This window comes from Sporosarcina pasteurii (genome assembly GCF_041295575.1).
GTDB classification, from domain to species: Bacteria; Bacillota; Bacilli; order Bacillales_A; family Planococcaceae; genus Sporosarcina; species Sporosarcina pasteurii.
The window spans coordinates 2,149,373-2,166,724 of record NZ_CP160452.1; the positions used below are offsets into that span (position 1 = coordinate 2,149,373).

The 17,352-nt window shown below is 40.6% G+C and carries 14 protein-coding genes; 1 reads left to right on the forward strand and 13 read right to left on the reverse strand.

Annotated elements, in window-relative coordinates; genetic code table 11:
* The first annotated feature begins 31 nt into the window (after positions 1-31).
* Complete coding sequence (locus tag AB1H92_RS10145) at positions 32-1,723, forward strand: NFACT family protein (RefSeq protein ID WP_115360410.1); 1,692 nt, start codon at positions 32-34, stop codon at positions 1,721-1,723.
* 150 nt (positions 1,724-1,873) lie between these two features.
* On the opposite strand, the gene AB1H92_RS10150 is transcribed toward AB1H92_RS10145, so the two are convergent.
* From AB1H92_RS10150 to lspA, 13 genes are all read right to left on the reverse strand, one after another.
* Entirely contained in the window at positions 1,874-3,922 is a 2,049-nt protein-coding gene (locus AB1H92_RS10150) for a catalase (protein WP_115360409.1), read from the reverse strand.
* A gap of 189 nt (positions 3,923-4,111) precedes the next feature.
* Positions 4,112-4,741 carry an orotate phosphoribosyltransferase gene (gene pyrE, locus AB1H92_RS10155; RefSeq protein ID WP_115364045.1) on the reverse strand — a complete coding sequence of 210 codons (630 nt, stop codon included), beginning with the start codon at positions 4,739-4,741 and terminating at the stop codon, positions 4,112-4,114.
* The gene (gene pyrF, locus AB1H92_RS10160) at positions 4,731-5,450 is read right to left on the reverse strand and encodes an orotidine-5'-phosphate decarboxylase (protein ID WP_115360408.1); all 720 of its coding nucleotides are present in this window, start codon (positions 5,448-5,450) and stop codon (positions 4,731-4,733) included. The genes pyrE and pyrF overlap by 11 nt, the downstream gene beginning before the upstream one ends.
* Entirely contained in the window at positions 5,447-6,361 is a 915-nt protein-coding gene (locus AB1H92_RS10165) for a dihydroorotate dehydrogenase (RefSeq protein ID WP_115360407.1), read from the reverse strand. Before AB1H92_RS10165 ends, pyrF begins: the two co-directional genes overlap by 4 nt.
* On the reverse strand, positions 6,358-7,134 hold the full coding sequence (locus tag AB1H92_RS10170) for a dihydroorotate dehydrogenase electron transfer subunit (protein WP_115360406.1): 777 nt from the start codon (positions 7,132-7,134) through the stop codon (positions 6,358-6,360). The genes AB1H92_RS10165 and AB1H92_RS10170 overlap by 4 nt, the downstream gene beginning before the upstream one ends.
* On the reverse strand, positions 7,131-10,337 hold the full coding sequence (gene carB / locus AB1H92_RS10175; RefSeq protein ID WP_115360405.1) for a carbamoyl-phosphate synthase large subunit: 3,207 nt from the start codon (positions 10,335-10,337) through the stop codon (positions 7,131-7,133). The genes AB1H92_RS10170 and carB overlap by 4 nt, the downstream gene beginning before the upstream one ends.
* Entirely contained in the window at positions 10,330-11,433 is a 1,104-nt protein-coding gene (locus tag AB1H92_RS10180; RefSeq protein ID WP_115360404.1) for a carbamoyl phosphate synthase small subunit, read from the reverse strand. The genes carB and AB1H92_RS10180 overlap by 8 nt, the downstream gene beginning before the upstream one ends.
* The gene (locus tag AB1H92_RS10185; protein ID WP_115360403.1) at positions 11,430-12,710 is read right to left on the reverse strand and encodes a dihydroorotase; all 1,281 of its coding nucleotides are present in this window, start codon (positions 12,708-12,710) and stop codon (positions 11,430-11,432) included. The genes AB1H92_RS10180 and AB1H92_RS10185 overlap by 4 nt, the downstream gene beginning before the upstream one ends.
* A 1-nt stretch (position 12,711) precedes the next feature.
* The gene (locus AB1H92_RS10190) at positions 12,712-13,590 is read right to left on the reverse strand and encodes an aspartate carbamoyltransferase catalytic subunit (RefSeq protein ID WP_115360402.1); all 879 of its coding nucleotides are present in this window, start codon (positions 13,588-13,590) and stop codon (positions 12,712-12,714) included.
* Positions 13,591-13,683: 93 nt separating this feature from the next.
* On the reverse strand, positions 13,684-14,970 hold the full coding sequence (locus tag AB1H92_RS10195) for a uracil-xanthine permease family protein (RefSeq protein WP_115360401.1): 1,287 nt from the start codon (positions 14,968-14,970) through the stop codon (positions 13,684-13,686).
* A 20-nt stretch (positions 14,971-14,990) separates the two neighbouring features.
* Positions 14,991-15,533: a bifunctional pyr operon transcriptional regulator/uracil phosphoribosyltransferase PyrR gene (pyrR, locus tag AB1H92_RS10200; RefSeq protein ID WP_115360400.1), complete on the reverse strand. Its 543-nt coding sequence runs from the start codon at positions 15,531-15,533 to the stop codon at positions 14,991-14,993.
* Between the two features lie 320 nt (positions 15,534-15,853).
* Entirely contained in the window at positions 15,854-16,771 is a 918-nt protein-coding gene (locus AB1H92_RS10205) for an RluA family pseudouridine synthase (RefSeq protein WP_115360399.1), read from the reverse strand.
* On the reverse strand, positions 16,772-17,248 hold the full coding sequence (lspA, locus tag AB1H92_RS10210) for a signal peptidase II (RefSeq protein ID WP_115360398.1): 477 nt from the start codon (positions 17,246-17,248) through the stop codon (positions 16,772-16,774).
* Positions 17,249-17,352: the final 104 nt, after the last annotated feature.

Genomic DNA, 17,352 nt, shown 5'->3' on the forward strand with positions numbered 1-17,352 from the left:
TAGAACAAAATGAAATGAAAGAGGCTTAAAAATGGCATTTGACGGTTTATTTACAACAGCGATGGTTAACGAACTACAAGTTTTACAAGATGGTCGTATCTCTAGAATCCATCAACCGAACGGACATGAAGTCATTTTAACAATACGTTCGAAAGGTAAAAATTATCGACTGCTAGCGTCGATTCATCCTTCCTATTCGCGTATTCACTTCACAGAAGAAGCGATTACCAACCCACCTGAACCACCTATGTTTTGCATGGTACTTCGAAAGCATTTGGAAGGCGGATTTATTACCTCTGTTGAACAGTTTGAAACGGATAGAATTATAACGATGTCCATCCGTGCGAAAAACGAAATTGGAGACGATATCGACCGTAAACTGTACATAGAAATTATGGGGAGACATAGTAATATCATCCTTGTTGATCCAGCACGTGAGATGATTATCGACAGTTTGAAACATTTACCGCCATCGGTAAACAGTTATCGAACAGTCTTACCTGGTCAACCGTATATTCCGGCGCCACCCCAAGATAAAAACAATCCTTTTGCAACATCGGAAGAACAATTTGTAAGCTTACTTCCATCTATTGAAACTGGTCGCGACTTTGTACGGACCTTTTCTGGATTTTCTCCGATTAACGGAGAAGAACTTTTTCACCGATTACAAGGGGCAAACGATGAAAATCCTTATGCGGTATTTAAATCATTTCTCGCTTCTTTTAATACGATAAGTTGCAATCCAAATATAGCAGAAAAAGCGAATCGGACTGTATTCTCAGCGACAACTTTGTCACACGCCGATAAAACGATAGCCGAATTTAATACAGTAAGTGAACTGCTTGATAAAGTGTATTTCGAACGTGCAAAAAGAGAACGTGTCCGGTCACAAGCCGCTGACCTTGAACGTTGGTTAAACAATGAAATCACTAAGCTTAAAACAAAAATGGTGAAACTTGAAAAAGAGCAGAAATCCGCAGGAAAACTCGATACGTACCAATTATATGGGGAACTACTCACCGCAAATGGACACGCCATTCAAAAAGGGGCAACCGAGGCGACTGTTGATAACTATTATGAACAAGGAACGCAAATTACAATCCCACTTGATCCGCAAAAATCCGCATTTGAAAATGCACAGCGCTTTTTCTCGAGATATACAAAGGCCAAAAATGCTTTAGTGATGATTGCGGAACAACTAGAAATTACAAAGGATGATATCGAATACTTTGAAATGGTGAAACAACAAGTACTCCAAGCTTCACCAGACGATATCGCAGAAATACGTGAAGAATTGTATGAACTTGGCTATATGAAATCTCGTTCAAAAAATACTCGCAAGAAGAACAAACGACCGATGCCAGAAACCTATCATTCATCGACAGGGACTAAAATTTCAGTCGGAAAAAATAATAAACAAAATGATTATCTAACTTTCAAAATGGCTGCTAGAAACCATATTTGGCTGCATACAAAAGACATCCCAGGTTCTCATGTCGTCATCCATAGCGATTCACCAGACGAAACAACACTAACCGAAGCCGCAATATTAGCCGCTTACTTTAGTAAAGCACGCGAATCTTCATCAGTACCAGTTGACTATACAGAAGTTAAACAAGTTAAAAAACCAAATGGTGCAAAGCCAGGATTTGTCATTTACTTTGAACAAAAAACGTTATTTGTTACACCAGAAGAAGACTTAGTTAGAAAACTGTTCGGATAACTTCTACACGTAGATTTTCTAGCCAACGTAACTGTTGAGCCCTACACTCCCGGAAAAATAATAACAACAAAAATCCTCATTCAATTTAAATGATTGAGGATTTTTTCTACTTTTCATCAAGTTTTTGAGTATACACTAAAATATCTTTAATTAAACAATCTGACGGTCCCAAAAACGTATGGCTGCAATTGCGTCAATAAATTCCTGTGCAAAATCGCTCGTATTATCGGACATCACAACGCCTGGCTGACCTTCAAAACCATTAACAATGATCCACTCTTTCCCTTCACCAGTAGCACCGATTGGTTTATAATGATTGAAAGCCTGGTCAATAAAATAAGCAGATTTTTTATTAAATTTCGGACTTACACTACTACCCTTTACCATATAAACAGCATCGAATAGCACTGAGTCAACTGTTAGTAATGTATGGTCAACTTTAAGCCTTGTTCCACCCGCTCCCATGATTTCTCCAAGGTTTTCACTAATGATTTCCGGTTGAATACCTGCTGATTTCAATGCACCGAGCACGTAATTTACTTCATTGTCATCATATCCGTTTGTAATAATCACCGCAACCGTACGCGTGTTAGGAACCTTAATTGTATTTTCTTGGCTAAGTGCCGGTGATGACTTCGTGACATTGGACCCTCCGCTTTGAGGGGGTGCAATTCCGATATGTTCAGCAAATGCTGTTGTTAATTCCAAACTGACATGCGCAAACATATCAACCACTTGCTGTCTCACAGACATACTTTTCACTTTGCCAAGTTCAAATCTAAATGCATCGATAATATGCTGTTTTTCAATCGGTGTCATACTATTCCAAAAGAGGGTTGCTTGAGTAAAATGGTCTTTAAAACTATCACTTCTTGCCTGTACGACCCGACCTTCTACTTTTTCTTGGTAGTGCTCAAAACCGCCTTCTGCTGGGCTTGCCGGTGCTGGTGTATTCCCTGCAAGGGAGTTTCTATGATAACTTACTTTCCCAATATTAATCGTTTGTCGATGATATCCATCACGTTGATTATTGTGGATAGGCACCACTGGCCTGTTTATTGGCAACTCATGGAAGTTAGGGCCACCTAGACGAATTAACTGGGTATCGATATAGGAAAATAAACGCCCTTGCAATAGCGGATCATTTGTAAAATCTATTCCCGGTACAACATTACCTGGATGGAAAGCGACTTGCTCAATTTCAGCAAACGCATTATCTACGTTTCGATTCAACACCATTTTCCCGATAATTTGTACAGGCACATCTTCTTCGGGCCATAACTTTGTCGCATCTAATATATCAAAATCGAACATAAATTCATCTTCTTCTTTAATAATTTGAACCCCTAGTTCGAACTCTGGATAATTTCCTTTTTCGATATTGTTCCATAAATCACGGCGATGAAAGTCGGGGTCCTCCCCAGCTATTTTTTGCGCTTCATCCCAAACAAGAGAGTGTACGCCGAGTTTAGGTTTCCAATGGAATTTTACAAAATGTGCTTTTCCGGCTTCATTAACAAAACGAAAAGTATGAACGCCAAATCCATCCATCATCCTGAAGCTTCTTGGTATAGCACGATCCGACATCAGCCACATCATCATATGAGCTGTTTCCTGGTTGTTCGCAACAAAATCCCACAAAGTATCATGGGCAGATGATGCTTGAGGAATTTCATTGTCTGGCTCAGGCTTAATTGAATGAACAAAATCCGGGAATTTGATAGCGTCTTGAATGAAAAAGATTGGCATATTATTGGCAACTAGGTCATAATTTCCTTCTTCCGTATAGAATTTCGTTGCAAAACCACGTACATCTCGCACTGTATCTGCAGAACCACGCGAACCTACTACAGTTGAAAAGCGAACAAAAACTGGTGTTTTCTTACTCGGGTTATGCAAAAATTTAGCCCTCGTAAACTGCTGCATGTTTTCATACACTTGAAAATAGCCATGCGCAGCAAAACCGCGTGCATGAACAACCCGCTCTGGTATCCGTTCATGATCAAAGTGCGTCATTTTTTCTCTGAAATGAAAATCTTCCATTAAAGTCGGCCCACGTACACCAGCTTTTAAGGAAAACTCATCCTCCGACACCCTTAATCCTTGATTGGTCGTCAGTTTTTTGCCTTTATCGTCAACCCGAAACTGCTCTAACTGCTCATCTTTACTATTTTCATTAACATTGCGCTCATCAGCCATATCAATACCTCCCGCTCATTATTATGATTTACCCTCACAAATTAGAACGGGAACTGCTGTATATAGCGAACCACACAAGATTGAATTTACACTGCCGAGAAATTAACCAATCGCTTTTCTTAGCATATAAAGAAAAGCCTCCTTCGATTTTGTCGTTCAAACCAGAGGAGACTTTTCATTATTCAATTATCACAACAAACCTTCTCTTAATTTCCCATGCCAGTCTAACAGACTAGCAATCGCTGCATCATCAATTATGCCGTTCTCTTTAGACGCTTCAATTAAAGCGCCGAAATTCGTTAAGCTTTGATAGGTAAGTTTTTCCTCACCGAAAGCTTCATCCGCTTTTTCCAATTCGTATGTAAATATTGATACAACCCCTGTTACTTGCACACCTTCTGCATGAAGTGCCGCAGCAGCATTTAAACTGCTTCCCCCTGTGGAAATTAAATCTTCAACGATGATTGCTTTATCTTCCGCTGAGGTTTTCCCTTCAATTTGGCGACTACGACCATGCCCTTTGGCAGACGAACGTATGTAAACCATTGGCAATTGCAAGATATCTGCAACCCAAGCTGCATGGGGAATACCAGCCGTTGCTGTCCCTGCAATTACTGTTGTTTCTGGATAATGTTCGCGTATTAAGCTCGCCAATCCTTCCGCAATTTGCTTTCGGCCTATAGGGTCCGACATCGTTAAACGATTATCACAATAAATTGGAGATTGAATGCCAGATGCCCATGTAAAAGGTTCATTTGGACTCAATTCAACTGCACCGACTCGAAGTAAAATTTTTGCAATTTCTTTCTTATTCATCATCATTCAACCCTTCCCATTGTGCAGTAATGTTTTCATAAGCTGCTCGCGGATCAATCGCATTCGTAATTGCACGTCCCACAACAATATGTGTTGAACCTGAAATTCTTGCTATTTTGGGTGTTGCGATTCTTTTTTGATCATCTGTTTTGCTGTCAGCAAGACGAATACCCGGCGTTACTTTTAAAAATTCATTCCCACATCTTTCAGCAATTACGGCCGCTTCATGAACTGAACAAACAACTCCATCTAATCCAGCTTTTTTCGTCAACTTTGCATAATGCAAGACTGATTGCTTCAATGAAGTATTTATTAATTGTTCACTTCGCATTTGCTGTTCATCAGTTGAAGTAAGCTGAGTGACGGCTATAATTGATGGTCTAGTCATTCCAGCCGGCGTTCCTATATCCAACCCCTCAAGCGCTGCTTCCATCATCGCTCGTCCGCCTGCTGCATGAACATTGACGAGATCAGCTCCATGGCCAGCAAGCACTTCCATCGCAAGCTTTACCGTATTTGGAATATCATGCAGTTTCAAATCAAGAAAAACATTGTATCCACGCAACTTTAACTGTTCAACAATTGCAGGACCTTCTTTATAATAAAGTTGCATGCCTACTTTCACGTTCACATTCCCGTCAAAAGGCTCTAAAAATCTGAACGCTTCTTGAGCACTATGAAAATCGAGTGCAATGATTGGTAAGTGATTCATGAACGGTAACTCCTTCCGACAAGCTCAGAAATATGCTCGACACCTAATTCGTCAAGTTTCGCCGGCAGTTCCTCAATAATCGTAGGACAGACAAAAGGATTCACGAAATTCGCTGTTCCAACCGCTACAGCACTGGCTCCAGCAGATAAAAAGTCGATGACATCTTGTGCATTCATGATGCCGCCCATTCCAATAATTGGAACATTGACAATTTGACTCACTTCATAAATCATTTTTAAAGCAACTGGCTTTACTGCGGGGCCAGATAATCCTCCAGTGACGTTCGCAATAATCGGTTTTCCCGTCTTCTCGTCTAACCGCATGCCAAGCAATGTATTAATCATCGTAATGCCATCCGCGCCGCCTCTTTCAACCGCAAGTGCAATTTCCTTTACATCTGTCACATTCGGTGAAAGCTTTACATAAACAGGAACTTTTGAAACAGCTTTTACAGCTGCTGTTAATTCTTCCGCAATCAACGGATCCGTTCCGAATGTAATGCCTCCTTCTTTCACGTTTGGACAGGAAATATTCAGTTCGAGTGCATGAACATTTGGTGCTGTTGAAATGACTTTCGCAACTTCTACATAATCCGCTGTTTCCGTTCCCGCGACATTCGCAATGATTGGTACATCAAACTGCTCCAACCACGGTAGTTCATTCTCCATGACGCCAGTTAGTCCCGGATTTTGTAAACCGATGGCATTCAGCATGCCGGATGGTGTTTCAGCTACCCGCGGCGTCGGATTGCCAAGTCGCGGCTCAAGCGTTGTCGCTTTTATCATGATTGCGCCGAGTAATGATAAATCATACATTTTTCCATACTCTTGACCAAAACCGAAACAGCCAGAAGCAGGCATAATTGGATTTTTTAATTGTAACCCTGGTAACTCAACCGACAATCGATTCATATCGCAATCACCCCCGCTGGAAATACTGGTCCATCTGAACATACTTTAATATAATTCGCTTCAGCGCGTTCAGTCGTTTTACAAACACAAGCGAAACAAGCACCGACTCCACAACCCATTCGTTCTTCGAATGAAAGATAACCTTTCTTATTCGCATACATTTCTTGCACAGCTTTTAACATTGGCTGTGGGCCACAACTATAATACGTTGCAAATTGCTCACTTAAATTTTCCATAACTGTTGTGACAAAGCCTTCTGTTCCAATCGTACCATCTACAGTTACAATATACGTTTCACCAAGCGCCTTGAATTCCTCTTCATAAAAAACAACATTTTCCGATTGAAAGCCTAGGATATGGACACAAGTTACCCCTTTTGCCGTTAACTGTTTCGATAACTCATAGAGCGGAGGGACCCCAATCCCCCCACCGATTAAATACGCGACTTCTCCCGCTTTGGTTTCCGCAATTGGAAAACCGTTTCCAAGTGGTCCAAGAACGTCAACTCTATCGCCTTCATTTCTTTTCGATAAACTTCTCGTTCCATCGCCTTCCGCCCGGTAAATAATCGTTATCTCATCACTCTCTTGATCAATGGACGCAATCGAAATTGGTCGTCTTAACAACATATCAAATGCCTCACTGACACGAATGTGAATAAATTGGCCAGGTGCCTGGATTTCTTGGACTAGCTTTCCTTGAAGCTTCATCTCGAAAATATTGTGTGCGATTTCTCTCTGGGATTGAACAAGCATCGATTCTTGGATAATCATACAAGGACCTCCTGCGTCTGCTGGCTAGCCATCGGTTCCGCCTGGAATGTCATAGATTCGATCACTCGGAGCATTGCATTTGCCGTATCTAATGATGTAAAGCAAGGAATGCCATTTTCAACTGTTTGACGGCGAATACGGAAGCCATCTCTTTCTGGTTGCTTGCCTTTTGTTAACGTATTAATCACAAGTTGCGCTTCACCTTTTTGAATCACATCGAGTAACGTCGGTCCTTCAGAACCAATTTTATCTACCATATCTACGCGGATCCCTGCTGCCTGCAGTACGTTTGCTGTGCCTTCAGTCGCGAGTATCCGGTAACCAATTTCGGTAAAGCGCTTTGCCATGCCAACAATTTCTTCTTTATCTTTATCTGACACGGTCATGAGAACAGAACCGTATTCTTTAATTTTCATGCCTGCAGCAACTAGTCCTTTATATAGTGCTTTTTCTAGGGTCGTATCTTTCCCCATTACTTCCCCTGTCGATTTCATTTCCGGTCCTAACGTAATGTCTACGCGCCCCAATTTTTCGAATGAAAATACTGGAACTTTTACATAAACGCCTTCCGGAACTTTCGCTAAACCATTCGAATACCCTTGACTTGGTAACGTTTGACCAAGGACTGCTTTCGTCGCAACATTAGCCATTGGTATATTCGTAATTTTACTTAAGAAAGGTACTGTACGACTCGAACGTGGGTTGACTTCAATGACATACACTTCATCATTCGAAATGACATATTGAATATTGAGTAGACCGATAATCTTTAATCCTTGCGCCAATCTTGTTGTATAATCGGTGATTGTTTGAACATGTTTTTGTGATAAATTTTGAGGCGGATAGACAGCAATCGAATCACCCGAGTGTACCCCTGCACGTTCGATATGCTCCATAATGCCTGGAATTAAGACATTTTCACCGTCACTAATCGCATCTACTTCTATTTCAGTACCTGTTAAATAACGGTCAATTAACACCGGATGCTCAGGACTCGCTTCCACCGCATGCTCCATATAATAGATTAGCTCTTCTTCTTTATAAACAATTTCCATGGCACGCCCACCAAGTACGTAGGAAGGACGTACCAATACTGGATACCCAATTTCTGTTGCAATCGCGACCGCCTCTGGTACCGAAACTGCCGTTTTTCCTAACGGTTGCGGTATTTGAATGTCTCTTAAAGCACGCTCAAATTTATTACGATTTTCTGCACGGTCAATATCCTCAAGCGACGTTCCTAATATTTTAACACCCCGAGCCTCTAAACCTTCCGCTAAATTAATTGCCGTTTGTCCTCCAAATTGGACAATGACGCCTTCAGGTTGTTCAAGGTCAATGATGTTCATCACATCTTCTAATGTGAGCGGCTCGAAATAGAGTTTATCTGAAATAGAGAAATCCGTTGAAACTGTCTCAGGGTTATTATTGACAATAATTGCTTCATACCCTGCTTCTTGTATCGCCCAAACAGAGTGAACTGTCGCATAATCGAATTCAACCCCTTGACCAATTCGGATTGGACCTGAACCTAACACGACAACGCTTTTCTTATCCGTTTGAACAGATTCATTTTCCTCTTCATACGTCCCGTAAAAATAAGGGGTATCAGATTCATATTCGCCTGCACAAGTATCTACCTTTTTATAAACTGGTACGATTCCTTGCTCTTTACGGAATTGATAAATCTCTTTCTCGGTAACATTCCAAAGTTTTGCAATCGAAACATCTGCAAAACCCATTCTTTTTGCTTCATATAATACTTCTTCTTTAAATGGATTGCCTTTTACTTTCTCTTCAAAGTTAATAATCTTTTCAAATTTACGCAGGTAGAATTCATTGATCATACTCCATTCATGGAGCGTTTCAATTGAAACACCTCGACGAAGCGCTTCACCAATAAAGAATAATCGTTCATCCCCCGCACGTCGAATTCTTTTTTCAATCCAATCGATATCCATCGTATGACCATCTTTTAAAGATAAATCAAAGAATCCCATCTCTAATGAACGAACAGCTTTTAAAATGGATTCTTCAAAAGTCCGACCAATGGCCATTACTTCTCCAGTCGCCTTCATTTGTGTGCCAAGATTTCGCTTAGCAGATTCAAATTTATCAAATGGCCATCGCGGAATTTTTGTCACGACATAATCAAGTGTCGGCTCGAAGCAAGCATAAGTCGTGCCTGTTACGGGGTTTTTCATTTCATCTAATGTAAGCCCGACTGCAATCTTTGCTGCTAGTTTCGCGATTGGGTAGCCTGTCGCTTTCGACGCAAGTGCCGAAGAACGACTCACTCGTGGGTTGACCTCAATAATATAGTAATCAAAACTATGAGGGTCGAGTGCTAACTGAACGTTACAACCGCCCTCGATTCCAAGTGCGCGAATAATTTTCAAGGAAACATTTCGTAGCATTTGATACTCGCGATCTGTCATTGTTTGACTCGGTGCAGTAACAATGGAATCTCCTGTATGAATGCCGACTGCATCAACGTTTTCCATATTACAAACGACGATGGCATTGTCCTGACTATCTCGCATGACTTCATATTCAATCTCTTTAAAACCTGCGATAGATTTTTCCAATAAACACTGTGTCACTGGACTTGACTTCAACCCATTTGCGACGATTTCTTCAAGTTCTTCATCGTTATGACAAATTCCACCGCCCGTTCCCCCTAATGTAAAAGCAGGACGAACGATGACCGGATAGCCGATTCTTTCTACGAATGCGTACGCCTCATCAATTGTATGGATAATATCACTTTCAGGAACCGGCTCACCAAGTTCATTCATTAATGTTCTAAATAAATCTCGGTCTTCCGCTTGATGGATTGCATCTAATTTTGTACCAAGAATCTCAATGTTTAATTCGTCTAAAATACCTGAATCATGAAGTTCAATCGCCATATTCAACCCAGTTTGACCACCCAGTGTCGCTAGCAGTGCATCTGGACGTTCTTTTCGAATAATCCTACTGACAAATTCGAGTGTAATGGGTTCTATATACACTTTGTCCGCAATTTCTGTATCCGTCATAATGGTAGCTGGGTTTGAGTTAATTAAAATGACACGATAACCTTCTTCTTTTAACGATAAACAAGCTTGTGTACCTGCATAATCAAACTCTGCAGCTTGACCAATCACGATTGGTCCCGAACCGATTACTAAAATAGTTTCTATATCTGTACGTTTAGGCATTGACTTGCTCCTTTCGGCTATTCGAAATCATTAATTTCATAAAGCGGTCAAACAAATGATTGGTATCTTCAGGTCCTGGAGAGGCTTCTGGATAAAATTGAACAGAAAACGCCGCATGAGCTATACTCTCTAAGCCTTCAATTGAATTATCATTCAGTGCGCGATGTGTAACTTGTAAACCTGTTTGTTCAATTGATGTTTCATCAACTGTAAAACCGTGGTTTTGAGCCGTTAACTCCGTTCTACCCGTCTTCAAATCTTTTACTGGAATATTACTTCCACGATGTCCACTCTTCAATTTGACGACTTTCGCACCTAAAGAAATTGCTAATAATTGGTGCCCCATTCCAATCCCGAAAATAGGGGCTTTTCCTAATAATGACTGAATTGTTTCCATGGCACCCTCAACTCGAGCAGGATCTCCTGGTCCATTTGTTAACACGATACCGTCTGGAAATAGAGAAGTAATTTCTTTTGCTGATGTGTGATACGGTACAACAATGACATCACAATCTCTTTTATTTAGTTCTCTTAAAATCCCATGTTTCATACCGTAATCAATTACTACAACGCGTTCACCACGGCCTGGACTTGGATATGGTCGCTTCGTTGAAACTTGTGCCACTAGATTCGTCGGTAATTCAGCCTCTTTTAACAATTGTACTTGTTGATCTACCTCTTCAAACGGCGTGCCCGCTGCTGTTAACATTCCCTTGAGTGCACCTTTTTCCCGAAGAAGTCTAGTTAATTTTCGAGTATCAATGCCTTCAATTCCCGGAATGCCTTTTTGCGTTAATAATTCTCTTAATGTCATGTCACTTCGAAAGTTAGAAGGTTCATCTTCTAATTCGCGAACAACAAGACCATTCATTGCAAGTTCAATAGACTCGAAGTCGTCTCTGTTAATGCCATAATTACCAATGAGCGGATACGTCATGACAAGAATTTGTCCGCAGTTTGAAGGGTTGGAAATCGTTTCTTGATAGCCTGTCATTCCTGTTGTGAAAACCGTTTCTCCAATAGAAGCTTCATCTGAACCAAATGCAATTCCTTCGAAAATTGTCCCATCTTCTAAAATCAGCATTCTTTTCTTCACAGTTCTTCATCCTCCCAGACTATTTTACCGCCGAATATTGTTTTCACCGGCCATCCGAAACACTTCCAGCCATCAAAAGGCGTATTTTTACCACTTGACACAAATGTTGTTCGATCAATGGTTTGCTCTTTATTCAAATCAATTAGCACAAGATCCGCTGGTTCACCGACTGCTAACGTTCCATACGGCAAATTGAATACTTCTGCAGGTTTCTTTGTCATCCAATCAACAAGTTGCGAAAGCGTCCATTGCCCATTCTTTACAAAATTTGTATATAGAAGTGGAAATGCAGTTTCTAGACCTGTAATTCCAAAGGGTGCACTTTTTACACCAGCTGCCTTCTCTTCAGCAGTATGAGGCGCATGGTCTGTTGCGATCAAGTCCAATGTTCCATCAAGTAGTCCTTGTTTAAGTGCTTCTAAATCTTCTTGACCTCGTAAAGGGGGATTCATTTTCCAATCGGCATCGTCCCCTGGAATATCATTTTCCGATAGTAATAAATGATGTGGGCTAACTTCGGCAGTTACATGAATACCGGCTTTTTTGGCATCTCGAATGACTCGGACGGATTCTTTTGTACTCACATGACAAACGTGATAGTGTGCTCCAGCAGCTTCTGCAAGTAGGACATCACGAGCAATATGTACTGATTCTGCAATTGAAGGAATTCCTGGGAGATTTAATTCTTTATTTCGCTTTCCTTCATGAAGTGCACCACCGTATATGAGTGTATTATCTTCACAATGCGCCACGATTGGCATGTCGATTTTCGCTGCATCTTGCATCGCTTCATACATCATGCCCGCTTCTTGGACACCCACCCCGTCATCTGTAAATGCAAACGCCCCGTACTCTTTTAATTCTTCAAGGTTTGTGCGCTCTTTACCTGCCTCACGAATCGTAATCGAAGCATATGGGAGTACGCGAATATGTGCGTTTTGTGCAATTAAATCATTCACATGTTGTAAGTTCTCTTTCGTATCTGGAACGGGTCGAGTATTAGGCATTGCGCAGATTGTTGTATAACCGCCTTTTGCAGCAGCCAATGTGCCAGTTTCAATTGTTTCTTTATGTTCTCCGCCTGGTTCACGTAAATGAACATGGACATCGATAAATCCAGGTGCAAGGAAAAGTCCTGTTCCTTCGATCACCTTAGATGATTCAACGGAAAGATTTTCACCAATCTCCGAGATTTCTTGATTGTTAATTCGAACATCCCTTACGACTAACTGTCCTGCTTCATCTAATAATTGAACCCCTTGAATGATTTTCCCCATGTTATTTCCTCCCATTTAGTACTGCTTCTAATACTGCCATACGTACGTAAACACCATACTCCATTTGTTTGAAAATTCGAGACTTCGAACATTCTATTAATGCCTCATCGATTTCTACTCCTCGATTGAAAGGCGCTGGATGCATAATGATGGCATCATCTTTCATCATTTTCGCACGTTCTAATGTTAGTCCGTATTTTTCGTGGTAACCTTGTTTTGTAAATGTCATTTTTCCATCATGTCGCTCATGTTGCACGCGTAAAAGCATAATGACATCGCTATGTAAAAGTTCTTCTGTCCATTCAGAAGTTGAATCAAATTCCCCAGCCCACTCTTCCGGGCATAAATAGGTCACGTCTGCACCAAGTCGAGTCAGTGTATCCGCGTTAGATCTTGCCACTCGACTATGGCCAATGTCGCCTGCTATCACTATCTTTAATCCTTCGAAACTTCCAAATTCTTCTCGAATTGTAAACAAATCCAATAGAGATTGCGTAGGATGTTGGCCGGATCCATCACCACCGTTGATGATTGAAACATTTGTTTTCCCAATCAAATGCTCATAATACCCTTCATCGGAATGACGGATGACGAGTGCGTCTACACCGATTGCTTCAAAAGTTTTGACAGTGTCATATAACGTTTCTCCCTTTAACGTACTAGAGAAGCCAGACTCAAAAGGAACAACATCTAATCCGAGTTTTCGTTCTGCTACTTCAAAGCTAATCTTCGTTCGCGTACTCGGTTCGAAAAATAAATTACTGACTGTATATTTCCCGGGCAATTCTCTCGCCCCATATTTATGGAAATTTCGAGCTCTATCTAATAGTGCGATAATTTCTTGTTCAGATAGCCATGTTGTCGATACTAAATGGTCCATTTGAATCCCCTTTCTGGCTGAGCAAAGTATGAGCAAAGTGGCGATAAAGCCACTTTACTTCTATACAAATTTGAATCAATTCACATTCATTTGTTAATCTTTTACATCCGTCAATTTTTGCTCATCTTTTCCAGGTAAAAGTAAGTTTAACAATACACCAACAATTGCTGCGAGTGCCATTCCCTCTATCGAGAATGTATCACTAAATTTGATTGTTGCTCCACCAATCCCAATGACAAGGATGACTGAAGCGATCACTAGATTCCGTTGTTTTCCGAAGTCAATGTTATGGTCTACGAACATTCTTAAACCTGATGAAGCGATAATTCCAAATAGTAATATTGAAATGCCGCCAAGTACTGCTGTAGGTATCGTTGCAATAATTGCCATGACTTTTCCGAAGAAAGAGAAGATAATCGCAAACACCGCTGCACCTAAAATCACATACACACTATACACACGCGTAATTGCTAGTACGCCTATATTTTCACCATATGTCGTTTTTGGAGGTCCACCAACCAGTCCACTAATAAGTGTTCCAATTCCATCCCCTAGTAATGAACGGTTCAATCCAGGATTTTGTATATAATCTCTGTCAACAATTCGTCCGAGTACAAGTTGGTGTCCAATATGCTCTGAAATGGTCACAATCGCTATTGGAACCATGACCGCCAACAAGGTTGGCGTTACTACAAATTCATAATCTACCCCTGGAATTAACATCTCAGGAAAGACAAACCACTTTGCTTCTTTTACTGCTGTGAAATCTAAAATTCCGATAAATGAGGAATAAATATATCCAACAACGATACCAATAAGGATTGGCATTAAACTGACAACGCCTCTGAAAAACATGATACAAATAATCGCGGAAACCAACGTAACAAGTGCAGCTGAAAAATGGAGTAAGCTGTAAACTGATTCGCCTTCAACTTGAATCGTACTCGCCATTCCTACCGCTGTCGGTGCGAGTGCCAGACCGATAACCATAATGACTGGTGCAACCACAATAGGAGGTAAAATTTTCATGATCCATTCATAACCTGTTTTCCATATAATAAGTGAAACGATCGCGTACACAAGCGCAACGAACATACTTCCAATCATTGCACTTCCAACTCCGCCGGATACCGTAGCAATTTGAATCGGTATAATAAAGGCAAATGAGGAGCCTAAGTAGGCTGGAACTTGAAACCGAGTCACGATGATAAAAATTATCGTGGCAATTCCACTTGTTAATAGTGCAATCGCTGGGCTTAGCCCTACTAGCTGTGGCACTAGAATTGTTGCGCCAAACATCGCGAACATATGTTGCATACTAAGTGTTAACCATTTACCTGCTGTTGGTTTTTCATGTACATCTAAAACTTTACCTTCCATAATTCAAAAACTCCTCTTTCCTATTTCGTATGAATTGTGACACTGTCTTTCGAATCTGTTTCAAATACACTCACTACGACCAACTCTTCATCTGATGTCGGAATATTTTTCCCTACAAAGTCTGGCCGTATCGGTAACTCGCGATGCCCTCGGTCTACAAGTACAGCTAACTGTATTTGTGCAGGACGTCCTAAGTCAATCACTGCATCCATCGCCGCCCTGACTGTTCGTCCCGTATATAACACGTCATCCACCAAAACGACTTTTTGATCTGTTACATCATGAGTAATATCTACCTGGTGTACATGGGGCTCTTTATCTTCGTGCTTTGTTAATAAATCATCACGATATAAAGTAATATCAAGTTCCCCTGTTTTAATTTTTCTCCCTTCAATTCGCTCAATTCTTTCTGCTAATCGAGTAGCTAAGTACGCTCCCCTCGTTTTAATCCCTACGAGAATCACATCTTCAATCCCTTTATTCCGTTCAATAATTTCGTGGGCAATTCGTGTTAATGCACGTCCAATCGATTGTTCATCTAGAATTTTTGCTTTTTCAGTCATTCTTATTCCTCCTTCTTCAGTTTGCCGTAAAAGTTTGCACACTCACTAATCTTTCCAATTACACAACAAAAAACCTCCCTGCCATTTATGGCGGGAGGTATACGTGCAGAAAAATTGTACAGTAAAATAGGCATAACTGTGCCTCTGTACGTTCCGTGCAACCTTCCCAGCCTCTCTGGACTGTACTTAAAGGTGTCGCTTATTCAATTTTCCTTTTCTATCGACTTCTATATCGATTAAGGACACACTCATTTTCAATCTCACAGGATTTTAAATGGGTGCTTTTCAATTGCTTGATTGTAGTATACCTCTATCACTTTCTATTTGTCAACACTATTTCGCACTTCGTTTAATAATGTCTGAAAATCTTCTGGAGGCTCTACTGTAAATTCTACATACTCATTCGTTCTAGGATGCGTAAAGCCTAACGTTCCTGCATGTAAGACTTGTCCCCCAAATGGGATTGTATTTTTCAGTCCGTACTTTGGATCTCCAACGAGTGGATGACCGATATACTCCATATGAACTCGAATTTGATGTGTTCGGCCCGTTTCCAGTTCACACTCCACTAGTGTATAATCCTTAAATCGTTCAACTATTTTAAAATGAGTGACCGCATCTTTTCCACGTTCAGTTACGGTCATTTTTTGACGGTCAATTTCGTCCCTGCCAATTGGCGCATCTATCGTTCCATTATTATGCGGAATATGTCCATGAACGAGTGCCAAGTATACCCTTTTCACTGATTTCTCTACAAGTTGATCGACTAACGAAACATGTGCTATATCATTTTTGGCAACCATTAAAAGTCCTGAGGTATCTTTGTCGGTTCGATGCACAATTCCCGGTCGTAGGACACCATTAATCCCCGACAAGTCTTTACAATGATACATTAGACCATTTACCAATGTACCTGATGCATGCGCTTTTGCAGGATGTACGACCATTCCACGTGGTTTATTAACAATTAAAACATCTTGATCTTCATAAATAATTTCTAAATTTAAATCTTCTGCAATAATATTCAGTTCTTCTGGCTCGGGTTCGTCAATGACTATACAATCATTTTCTCTCACTCGATAGTTAGGTTTGACTGCTTGATCATTCACAAGAATATTCCCATCTTTTATCCATTGTTGGATTTGTGTTCGAGATATTTCTGGACGATTCATCGTAATGACTCTATCAAGACGAGTTCCCGCTAATTCTTCTTCAATTTCAATCCGGTTAACTTCCATTTATGACACCTTTTTTCTATTCTTTTTTTCATCCAATAAAACATGAATGATGAGTAGAGCAACGCCGATAGATAAAGCTGCATCAGCCACATTAAAAATCGGAAAATTATATTGAATGATTGGGATTAAAACGCTAATGAAATCGACGACTTCCCCCATCAACAATCGATCAATAAAATTACCAATCGCCCCACCAAGTAACAACATTAAACTTATACTAAATAATCGATGACCTCTTGCTTCTTTATGAAAGTAATAAATAAGTCCGATAACAACTACGACGGTGACGATGTAAAACAACCACATTTGCCCTTGCAACATCCCCCAAGCGGCGCCTCGATTGCGATGTGAAAGCAATGAGATGTATGGCTCCATAATGCCAATTCTTTCCCCAAGCTCCATATTTTTTACGACGAGCCATTTCGTCAATTGGTCGATTGCTATGACGATAGCTGCCAATGCATAATAAATAAACAATTCCTTTAACCCCCGTCCGACAGTTTACACGTTTATTTTATCATAATGAAAGAGACAGTTGTAGCAATCTTCTTAGTAAGAATGCCACAACTGTCTCACAGTTT